Source organism: Planktotalea sp. (assembly GCF_049680325.1).
Classification (GTDB): Bacteria; Pseudomonadota; Alphaproteobacteria; order Rhodobacterales; family Rhodobacteraceae; genus Planktotalea.
The window spans coordinates 1-10,429 of the sequence record NZ_JBAUHO010000195.1 but is presented as its reverse complement, the minus strand read 5'-3'; the positions used below and the strand labels follow the sequence as shown (position 1 = coordinate 10,429).

10 protein-coding genes are annotated in these 10,429 nt (G+C 54.7%); 4 read left to right on the top strand and 6 right to left on the bottom strand.

Features of this window, described 5'->3' with window-relative positions:
- A partial coding sequence (gene ilvN / locus WBC85_RS08795; protein WP_424435451.1) for an acetolactate synthase small subunit occupies nucleotides 1-499 on the top strand: 499 nt, incomplete at its 5' end.
- Nucleotides 500-506: 7 nt separating this feature from the next.
- Here ilvN and WBC85_RS08790 read toward each other — a convergent pair.
- Nucleotides 507-890, bottom strand: a complete 384-nt coding sequence (locus tag WBC85_RS08790; RefSeq protein WP_424435448.1) for a hypothetical protein — start codon at nucleotides 888-890, stop codon at nucleotides 507-509.
- 220 nt (nucleotides 891-1,110) lie between these two features.
- Here WBC85_RS08790 and WBC85_RS08785 point away from each other — a divergent pair, with 220 nt between their 5' ends.
- The 3 genes from WBC85_RS08785 (at nucleotide 1,111) to WBC85_RS08775 (ending at nucleotide 3,371) form a co-directional block, all read left to right on the top strand.
- The gene (locus WBC85_RS08785) at nucleotides 1,111-1,902 is read left to right on the top strand and encodes a helix-turn-helix domain-containing protein (RefSeq protein ID WP_424435445.1); all 792 of its coding nucleotides are present in this window, start codon (nucleotides 1,111-1,113) and stop codon (nucleotides 1,900-1,902) included.
- 99 nt (nucleotides 1,903-2,001) lie between these two features.
- The gene (locus tag WBC85_RS08780) at nucleotides 2,002-3,162 is read left to right on the top strand and encodes an aromatic ring-hydroxylating oxygenase subunit alpha (RefSeq protein ID WP_424435442.1); all 1,161 of its coding nucleotides are present in this window, start codon (nucleotides 2,002-2,004) and stop codon (nucleotides 3,160-3,162) included.
- Nucleotides 3,159-3,371: a hypothetical protein gene (locus WBC85_RS08775; RefSeq protein ID WP_424435439.1), complete on the top strand. Its 213-nt coding sequence runs from the start codon at nucleotides 3,159-3,161 to the stop codon at nucleotides 3,369-3,371. The genes WBC85_RS08780 and WBC85_RS08775 overlap by 4 nt, the downstream gene beginning before the upstream one ends.
- On the opposite strand, the gene WBC85_RS08770 is transcribed toward WBC85_RS08775, so the two are convergent.
- The 5 genes from WBC85_RS08770 to WBC85_RS08750 form a co-directional block, all read right to left on the bottom strand.
- A complete protein-coding gene (locus WBC85_RS08770) occupies nucleotides 3,346-4,149 on the bottom strand; it encodes a DUF2189 domain-containing protein (protein WP_424435436.1) in 804 nt (267 codons plus the stop codon). The two genes, WBC85_RS08775 and WBC85_RS08770, sit on opposite strands and share 26 nt — an antisense overlap.
- Before the next feature lie 46 nt (nucleotides 4,150-4,195).
- Nucleotides 4,196-5,620, bottom strand: coding sequence for an amidase (locus WBC85_RS08765; RefSeq protein ID WP_424435434.1), 1,425 nt, complete (start codon nucleotides 5,618-5,620; stop codon nucleotides 4,196-4,198).
- A 24-nt stretch (nucleotides 5,621-5,644) separates the two neighbouring features.
- Nucleotides 5,645-6,772, bottom strand: coding sequence for a peptide chain release factor 2 (gene prfB / locus WBC85_RS08760; protein WP_424435431.1), 1,128 nt, complete (start codon nucleotides 6,770-6,772; stop codon nucleotides 5,645-5,647).
- A 107-nt stretch (nucleotides 6,773-6,879) separates the two neighbouring features.
- On the bottom strand, nucleotides 6,880-9,438 hold the full coding sequence (locus WBC85_RS08755) for a penicillin-binding protein 1A (protein WP_424435428.1): 2,559 nt from the start codon (nucleotides 9,436-9,438) through the stop codon (nucleotides 6,880-6,882).
- A gap of 116 nt (nucleotides 9,439-9,554) precedes the next feature.
- Nucleotides 9,555-10,429: N-acetylmuramoyl-L-alanine amidase family protein (locus WBC85_RS08750; protein WP_424435425.1), on the bottom strand; the 875-nt coding region annotated here is incomplete at its 5' end.

Genomic DNA, 10,429 nt, shown 5'->3' with positions numbered 1-10,429 from the left:
TTTTTCGGACGTTCAGGAAACCCATACTCTTGCTGTGATCGTTGATAACGAAGCCGGCGTTCTTGCCCGCGTGATCGGATTGTTCGCAGGGCGCGGCTACAATATCGAAAGCCTGACAGTGGCCGAGATTGACCATTCCGGTAAGCTAAGCCGCATAACAGTTGTCACCACAGGTACGCCGCAGGTGATTGAACAGATCAAAGCACAGCTTGGCCGTATTGTTCCTGTGCATCAGGTTCATGATCTGACGGTTGAAGGGCAATCGGTCGAGCGTGAGCTTGCCCTCTTCAAGGTTGAAGGCAAGGGCGAGAAACGTGTTGAGGCGCTAAGCCTCGCGGATATTTTCCGCGCCAATGTTGTTGATAGCACTTTGGAAAGCTTCGTGTTCGAACTGACCGGCACTTCGGAAAAGATCGATGCGTTTGCGGATCTCATGCGTCCATTGGGTTTGAGCGAGCTTGCACGCACAGGTGTCGCCGCGCTTTCACGCGGCGTTTAACACGAAATCAACGGGCAGCGGCGGATGTGCGCTTTTGCCCGTTACGCTTTGCGCGCAGACGGTCGAGATCGAAGGTCGCGACATTGCTTGTATCGGGCCTTGCCGGATCAGGTTTGGATGTCTGGCCAAGGCTTTCTTTCAGCTCTGTCGCCTTTGAAACGACCGCGCTCAGATCACAGCAATAGTGCTGCGCAATGCGGCGCGGATTGCGGGCGATCCGCAGACTATCAAGTACTGTAACATCAAACTGGATCAAATCGCCTTCATCAAAGCGATCTGCGCTTGCCGCTTTGTGAGGGCTTTGACCTAAAAATGCGAGTTCGCCGTGATCTTCGCACCATATAATAGCTTTGCTGTCGGCCTCATCACGCCAGATTACCACTCCAAGCATAGTTACCCTTTCAGCTTTTCCCCCTTCAGTATGTCGCCGCTTGATTAGAAAACCATAAAGTTTATAGCATCGTTCGCAGACAACTTGCGTCATCTAAATTGATCCTTGATGCAAATTTGAGTCAGCTATTACTTAAATTGTATCAATATCCGAGTTCATCTTTATGAAGGGCGCGAAATTTTACTAATGTATGGCGATCAGGGTCGAAATGGTAACGCGCATGAAACAAAGTCCCATTCCAATCCGTGCCCTGTTTGGGCGGAATTTACGAATTCTTAGCGATGCTTACCCGTCCATTTCCGAGGTGTGCAGGCAGCTGGACATCAATCGCGCGCAGTTCAACCGCTACTTGAATGGCGAAAGCTATCCGCGCCCGGATATGCTGGCACGAATTTGCGCCTTTTTTGAAACGGATGCCCGCATTCTCACGCAGCCTTTGGAAAGCATCAACTCGGTGCGCCCGCCCCTGCTTACGCATCCTGAGATTGCGGAATTTACCGACATCAAGAACAACGTTGTGTCCGAAGACCTTCTACCAAGCGGGTTCTATCGGTTTTCGCGTCAGAGCTTTCTTTATCCTGAGAAATTTATTTCTGGCCTGATCTATGTTTATCGCGTGGACGGATGGACCTTTATTAAGGGATTTGAAACGCGCCAATCTATTGCCGAGCAAGGTTTGCCCCAAGACCCCCGCACACGTCAATTCAAAGGCTATGCGCTGCAAATGGAGGACGGAATTGGCGCTTTGATTTCGCGGCGCAATGCGATGACGGTTACGTTTAATTTCCTCTCGCCCGTCGCATCGCTTAATCGCAATTTCTGGCATGGCTACGCGGCGCGCACCATTAACGAAGCGATGGCTAGCGCGCGCGTTGTGCGCATGGTTTACGAATTTCTTGGCCCTTCAACGGGTACGATCTTACAGACCGCGCGCACTGCCGGTTTCTGCGACATCAATGATTTGCCCGCATTTCACCGCCGACTATTGCGCATAGATGAACCGTTTATGTAGCGCAGCAAGGTCGCGGTGAGAAAAGTTGAGGTCGCTACAAGGCATATGAAAGCGAAGTGCAAAGGCTAGCGTTGCGTTACACAATCAAAGAGCAAAGCCATGTCTGGACCCATCACTGATCTTTCTGCGGTGCGCCGCCCCGTTGAAAACGCGCAGGGCCTACCCAATGCCCACTACATTGATCCTGATATCTTTGAAGAAGAAAAACACGCGGTTTTGTTTTCGTCCTGGGCCGGTTTGGCCGTCACGGCCGATATTGCTGAAAATGGCGATGCAGTGCCGATCACCTTCCTAGGGATGCCGCTGCTATTGGTGCGCGACAAGGGCGGCGTCGTGCGTGTCTTTCAGAACATTTGCCGTCATCGCGGCATGATCCTTGTGGAAGAGCCGCGCAAGATCGAAGGGGCGATCCGTTGCCCCTATCACAGCTGGTGCTACAGTACAGAAGGTCGTCTTGTCAGCACGCCCCATGTGGGCGGGCCGGGCCAGAACACCCATGAAAGCATTAACCGCAACGAGCTTGGCTTGATCGAAGTGCGCAGCCATATCTGGCGTGACGTCGTCTGGATCAACATCGATGGAAAAGCCCTGCCTTTTGAAGAGGAAAACGCCGATCTGATCGCGCGTTGGGCAGAATTCGACAAACCACTCTTTCACGGCGGTGCGGATAGTGCATTTCAACTGGCTGTTGACTGCAACTGGAAACTCGCCGTTGAAAACTATTGCGAGAGCTATCACCTGCCATGGGTCCACCCCGGACTGAACAGCTATTCGCGTCTTGAGGATCACTACCATATCGAAAAGCCCGATGCCTTTTCTGGTCAGGGCACATTGGTCTATCGCCAACTTAAAGGCGAACAAGGTCAGGTCTTTGAAGACTTCGAAGGTGTTGGCGAAAAATGGAACGAGGCCGCAGAATATGTTGCGGTCTATCCGAATGTGCTTCTCGGGGTGCACCGCGATCATGCGTTTGCGATCATTCTTGTTCCGGAAAACGAAGGCAGGACAGTCGAAAATATCCACCTATACTATGCAACGCCTGAAACTGACGCACAAATGCGCGTAGAGAACACCAGGCTTTGGAAATTGGTGTTTGAGGAAGACATTTTCGTGGTCGAAGGCATGCAAAAAGGGCGTCATGCGCCGCATTTTGATGGTGGTCGTTTCTCTGCCGTAATGGATAGCCCGACGCATTGTTTCCACGCGTGGGTCGCGGGCAGGATCGAGGCCCATCGCGGTACAGCGCAAGCCGCCGAATGAGTGATTTAGGTGCGCGCTTGCTTGCAGCGCATGGGCGGGATGACCGCCCTGCCCTTGTGCTGCTTTATCGCGAGGCTGCGGACGCGGCGAATGATGAAAATGCCTCTGGCTTTTACCTTACTCATGCCTACGTCTTTGCGCTTGAGTTGGGGCACCCTGATGCCCCAACCTTGCATGCACGGCTTAAACAGATGGGCCGGGAGGAGTAACGCGCCGATCAATGCCGCGTGCGAGGGAATAGACATGCCATGACGCATGCCCGAGCAGCGGCAATGTGATGAACAGCCCCAGGAATAGCGGGATCATCGACAGCAGAACGGTGGCTGCAATAAAGGCACCCCATAGGACCATCGGTAGAAAATTCGCCTGCACGGTTTGAAAGCTGGTAATCATCGCTGTTACGAAATCAATCTCGCGCTGTAGCAACAATGGCAGCGCGAAAACGGTTATCATAAAGAGGATCAGACAAAACCCTGCTCCGGCGATACTGCCGACAAGCAGCATCGTTAGTCCGTTCGCGGACAGCCAGACCTCCAGACTGCTATGGACATCGGTCATTGTTGACAGCCCCATAAAGAGCGCAAAGATCATGTGCCCGATGAAGAACCACAGCAAAAAGACGAAAACGATGATCGCACAAATTGACGGCAGCTGGCGTTTGCTTTGGGACAGGACCACACCAAAGATGCTTGGATCATCCATGGGGATGCCCATTTCGCGCCGCCGGCTCACATCATAAAGACCAACCGCCGCAAATGGACCAAGCAGAGGAAAGCCGATAGCGGCCAGAACCAGCCAATAGGTCGTATTGGTCTTGTAGGAAATCCACGCGATCACAAGTCCGCCAAGCACATAGAAACTGGCAAAAAGAATGCCGTATTTCGGATGAGCCATAAAGTCCTGCCAGCCGCGCCGCAGTGCTTCGCCGAAAAAGCTGAACGATATCTGTTGGAATTCCGGCACGCCGGACTTTGGTGTTAATGGCATTAATGGTCCCTCCCCGCGTTCATCCAAGCGGGAAAACCTGTCGCTATCAACCCTTCAGTGCATCCAGATCAGGTTTATGCGCCGCAAAATCGTTTGCTTCATGCCAACGCTGGCCAATCCGCAGCAGTTTACCATCGCTATGTCGCGGTCCCATGACCTGCATTCCCATCGGCAGGCCCGTCTCGCTAAAGCCTGCAGGAATGTTAAGGCACGGGACACCAACAAGACTTGCGGGGATCACGACCTCCATCCAGCGGTGGTAGGTGTCCATTGCGCGCCCTGCGATGTCGCGCGGCGATTTCCATTCAACCGGGAACGGCCAGACCTGCGCAGAGGGCAGCAAAAGCGCGTCATACTGGGCGAACAAGCCATTCAACTTGGCAAACCATTGTGAACGGATCACGCTCAAACGGTGCACATCCATCGCGCTTAGGGCGCGGCCCGTTTCGATCTCCCAGATTGCATCGTCCTTGAGCATCGCGCGCAAGTCAGGGTTATCGTAAAGAGCGCCCTTGCCGCCCGCGTTGGCAAAAGCACGCAAGCCAACCCAAGCGTCCCAGATTTGTTCGGCCGGGAATGGTGCCTCCAACTTGTCAACGCTGACGCCCATGCTTTCGAACTGTGCGAGAGCCGTTTCGCAGGTCGCCATGACCCCGGCCTCCATCGCATAGGCCCCGCCCCAATCGCCAAGCCAGCCAAGGCGCATGCCTTTGATATCACCCTCCAGCTGCGGCACGCTTGGGGCTTGCGCGAAACTATGCGGATCGCGCGGGTCAAGCCCGGCCTGAACATCCAACAGCATCGCCACATCCGCAGGGCTGCGCCCCATCGGACCAGCAACGGCCAATTGATGAAGGTAGACATCGCCAGGCATATCAAGCGGCACCAGACCATAGGTCGGGCGCAGGCCATACACGTTGTTCCAAGCACCCGGATTGCGCAGGCTGCCCATCATGTCAGAACCATCTGCGATCGGGATCATTCCAGCCGCCAATGCCGCCGCTGCGCCGCCAGAAGACCCGCCGGCCGAGCGCGTCGGATCATAGGGGTTGCGCGTTGCGCCGTGGACGGGATTGAATGTATGGCTGCCAAGGCCGAATTCAGGTGTATTGGTTTTGCCGATGACGATGGCCCCTGCCGCCTTCATCCGCGCGACCATCAGATCATCTTTCTGGGCGATATTATTTGCAAAAATGGGCGAGCCCATGGAGGTGAGCAAACCCTCAACATTGGCCAGATCCTTGATCGCAACGGGAAGACCATGCAGCGGGCCTTTGGGCGTCTCATTGTCAGCGGCGCGCGCATCATTGATGCAATCTTCTGCATCGCGCAGCGAAACCACCGCATTCACGGTGCCATTCACCTCTGCAATCCGCTCAAGCGAGGCGCGCATCAACTCTTCGGCACTAAGCTCTTTGTGGGCAATTCCAGCAGCCAGCGCCACAGCGCTTCGGTTCAACATATCACTCATGCTTTGCCCCTCCCAAGACTTGGCTTAGTCCTCGCCCTGCGCCTCCGCACGGCTTTTGCCCGAAACGTTCATAGCCAGCGTAGCGCCCATGAACCCGTCAAGATCGCCGTCCAGAACGCCTTTGGTATCGGACGTTTCATAGTTGGTGCGCAAGTCTTTCACCATTTGATATGGCTGCAAAACGTAAGATCGGATCTGATTGCCCCAACCCGCGTCGCCCGCGTTTTCATGTGCCTCGTTGACCAAAGCCGAACGCTTATCCAGCTCGATCTGATAAAGCCGTGACTTCAACGCCTTCATCGCAATATCGCGGTTCTGGTGTTGGGATTTTTCCGACGATGTCACAACGATCCCAGTAGGTGCGTGGGTAATGCGGACCGCAGAATCGGTGGTGTTCACGTGCTGGCCACCCGCACCAGAAGAGCGATATGTGTCGATGCGGATATCGGATGGGTTCACCTCAATCTCGATATTGTCATCAACGACGGGATAGACTTTCACGGACGTAAAGGACGTGTGCCGTTTGGCAGCGCTATCAAAGGGCGAAATCCGCACCAAACGATGTACGCCGCTTTCAGATTTGAGCCACCCGTAAGCGTTCAGGCCGCTGATCTTGTAGGCGGCAGATTTGATCCCCGCCTCTTCGCCCGCGCTTTCGGACTGAAGTTCAACCTTGTAGCCACGCTTTTCCGCCCAGCGAACATACATACGCGCCAGCATCGATGCCCAATCGCAGCTTTCTGTGCCGCCCGCGCCAGAGTTGATTTCAAGGAAAGTGTCGTTGCCATCCGCTTCGCCGTCCAGCAATGCTTCAAGCTCTTTGGCTGCCGCTTTTTTGGCAAGCGCCTTCAGCGCCTCTTCTGCTTCGGCGATGACGTCTTCGTCATCTTCCATTTCGCCCAATTCGATAAGCTCGATGTTGTCTGAAAGGTCTTGCTTGATCGAGGTATAGACACCCATAGCATCCACCAGCATCTGGCGTTCGCGCATCAATTTTTGCGCAGCAGTCGGGTCATTCCAAAGATCAGGGTCTTCAACGCGGGCGTTGAATTCTTCCAAGCGGAAAGGCGCAGTATCCCAGTCAAGCCGCTGGCGCAGCAATTCCAAGGATTTTTCAATCTCATCAACAGTATTTTGAGCATCAGCGCGCATGGGGCATCCCGTCCAAGTGACTTGCACAGGCGTGATAAACCAGCCCAAAGCCACTCACAAGGGCTGTGGATGGCTTCAGCTTTTTCTACAAGGCAATCGCAGTGATTTTAGTAAAGCCCGCCTGAGCTGAGCGTGCCAAAGGTCGCCTTTGGACCGACCACCGCTTTTTTACCCGTTGAGGTGGTCACTTGTCGTGCCACTTCCCCGTCAGGACGGATCAGACTGAGGTTGCTGCCCATCGCGAAACCACCGTCGAAAGAGACGCCGAAGATCGGCTCTTCGCCCTCGCGGAAACATTCGTTTACAACGTTGTCACCGGACGCCCCGTCAGACAGACGCGCGCCCGTGAAACGGTCGATTTTGATAAACTGACAGCCCTCGGGAATGCTGAATTCGCTGGCACCGTATTTCTCGGTCGCTTTGCGCATAAACTGGTTGAACACAGGTCCGCACATGCCGCCACCTGATGCACCGCCCCCAAGACTGCGCGGTGTGTCATAACCGATATAGCAACCCGCAACGATCCGGTTGGTAAAGCCGACAAACCACACGTCTTTTGCATCGTTGGTTGTACCCGTCTTACCGGCAGTGGGCACGCCCAGGTTCACGGTTTTTGAGGCCGTGCCGCGTTCAACAACGCCGCGCATCATGGATGTCAGCTGATACGCAGTCACAGCATTCATCACGCGTTCACGGTCAGACACGATCCGCGGGCTGCGCGTTGGCGCGATTGCGGGATCGTCGCAATCAGTACAGATGCGGGGGTCATGTTTGTAAACGGTCTTGCCGTAGCGGTCCTGCACGCGGTCAACCAGCGTTGGCTCAACCCGCTCGCCGCCATTGGCGAACATCGCATAGGCCGCGACCATTTTGAACAGTGTCGTTTCTTGCGAACCAAGCGAGTTTGCCAGTACCCGCAGAAAGCTGCCATCGTCGTAAACGCCAAACTTTTCTGCATAATTTCCAACGACATCCATCCCGACCTCTTGCGCAAGGCGGATCGTCATCAAGTTACGTGAACGTTCGATGCCCGTACGCAAAGGCGTTGGACCATAGAAGGTTTTGGACGCGTTCTTTGGACGCCACAGGCCTTGCGGCGTGTTGATTTCAATCGGCGCGTCAACAACGATTGTCGCTGGCGTGTAACCACTATCGAGCGCAGACGCATAAACGAATGGCTTAAAGCTGGAGCCCGGCTGGCGCTGCGCCTGCGTGGCGCGGTTGAACACGGAATGCTGATAGGAAAAGCCGCCCTGCATCGCGATAACGCGGCCAGAGTTGACGTCCATCGCCATGAAACCGCCCTGCACTTCGGGGATCTGGCGCAGGGTCCAGCGAATGAACGCACCCGAATTGTCGTCTGTCATTTTGCGGACAAGCACAACCTCGCCGACGGCGAGCAGATCGCCAGCCACCTGCGCTTTGCGCCCGAGTTTGCCGTCTGCCAAGCGCTTACGGGCCCATTGCACATCCTTCGCTGGAATCCAGTGACCATCCTCGTCTTCATCCACGCCTTCGATACCGATGCGGGCCTCATTCTTGCCAACTTCAAGCACAACAGCGGGATGCCATTGGTTTTCCAGATCAACATCGCGCGCGACAAGCACCTTGCCCAAGGCTTCACGCCAGCTTGCTTCAGACGCCAGCTGATCTACCGGAATGGTTTTTCCAGTGCCGCGCCAGATACCCTGCCCGCGATCAAAGCGTTCAAGACCGCGGCGTAGCGCATCGGCGGCTTCTGCCTGCATTTCGGGGTCAATCGTGGCACGGACGGTCAAACCACCTGTAAAGAACTCACCCTCGCCGAAATCCTGGCTCAGCTGACGGCGAATTTCGTCGGTAAAATAATCACGCGGTGGCAGCGCAGACTTGAAGCTGTCAAAATCGCCGTTCTGCACAGATCGCAATGGCAAGACTACTTCGCTCTCATATACCTCTTTGGTGATATAGCCATTTTCCATCATTTCCTTGAGCACAAAGTCGCGGCGCTGTTTCAAGCGCTCTTTGCGGCGCACAGGATGGAAATCTGACGGAGCCTTTGGCATGGACGCAAGAAAGGCCGCTTCATGCGGGGCCAACTCACCCATGGTTTTGTTGAAATAGGTTTGCGAAGCCGCAGCAAAGCCAAAGCTGTTCTGACCGAGGAATATCTCGTTCATGTAAAGTTCAAGGATTTGATCCTTGCTCAAGGTTTCCTCGATCCGCGTGGCGAGGATAATCTCCTTGATCTTACGCTCGGCCTTGCGCGAGCCATCAAGCAGGAAGTTCTTCATCACCTGCTGGGTAATCGTGGAAGCACCGCGCACGTTTTCACCGCGTGAGACAATCGCATCGCGCAAAGCAGACGCCATACCGCGCGTGTCATAACCGGCGTGGGTGTAGAAATTCTTGTCCTCGGCAGAGATCAGAGCATGTTTTACCAGATCAGGAATTTCATTGGCTGGTGCGAAAAGACGCCGTTCGCGGGCGAATTCGTCAATGATCTGGCCTTCACCCGAGTAAATCCGCGAAATCGTTGGCGGTTTGTACTGAGCAAGGCTTTCATGGCTGGGAAGATCACGCCCATACATCCAAAAAATCGCACCGATCGTAAGCGCGATCATCATCAAGCCCATTGTTACCAACGAGAAAATGGATCCGAAGAAAGATAAGATTGCTCTGAGCACGTGCCGGCCCCCAATTTTTATTGATCTGTCTATACGCGCCCTTGTCAGAATGGTCAAAACACAACCTTGGGACAGGTAAGCAGTTTTCTGCGCATTTTCAGTTTGCGTAGCGCTTTTTATTTCTGCCTAAGTGGTGCTTCGGCAGCGTCTGTCAAAAGCCACGCATGAATCCCGTTATGAATGCCCGTCACCATCTTGCCGCGCCAGATCGGGTCTGTGAGCTTTCTTAGATCATCCTTGCTGGACAGAAAGCCTACTTCAATCAGGACTGATGGAATATCAGCCGCCTTGAGAACCGAGAAGCCAGCGGATTGAATGGGTCGTTTGTAGGTATGCCCGACCTCGGTGTTGATCCCCAAAATAATGCCGCGCGCCAAATCTTCCGAGCGCGGGCGATTTTCCAATCGCGCCAAATCCATAAGGATCGCAGCGATTTCATCGTCCTGCCCTGACAGATCAACGCCTGCGAGCAGGTCCGCGCGATTGTGCCGTTCGGCCAAAGCTGCTGTTGCCGCGTCGGAGGCTTCTTCTGAAAGCGTGTAAACCGCTGCGCCATTGGCTTTGCCACTGGCAAGCGCGTCCGCGTGAAAGGAAACGAACAGATCGGCACCCGCGGCCCGCGCAACTTGTACGCGCCGCTCCAAGGATACGAATTCATCGCCATCGCGGGTCAGAACAACGTTGAAATCCCCCGAACGCAGCAGCGCGTCGCGCACCTCTTGGGCGAGAATGAGCATCAAATCCGCTTCCGTGATACCGTCGACGGACGCGCCGGGGTCAATACCGCCATGCCCCGGATCAAGCACAACTGTAATGCTGGAGGATTTTTCAGGTGCCGCGACATTCAAGCTCGTGGATTGCAGCTTGTCCCATTCCAGATCGCGAGGCGCGCCCGAGCGTTTTGAAAACTCTGCTGCATCAACAACAACCATCGACACTGACAAACGGGCCGTGCCAGTCGCGTTATTAACCTTTAGGCCAGCCAGTTCGA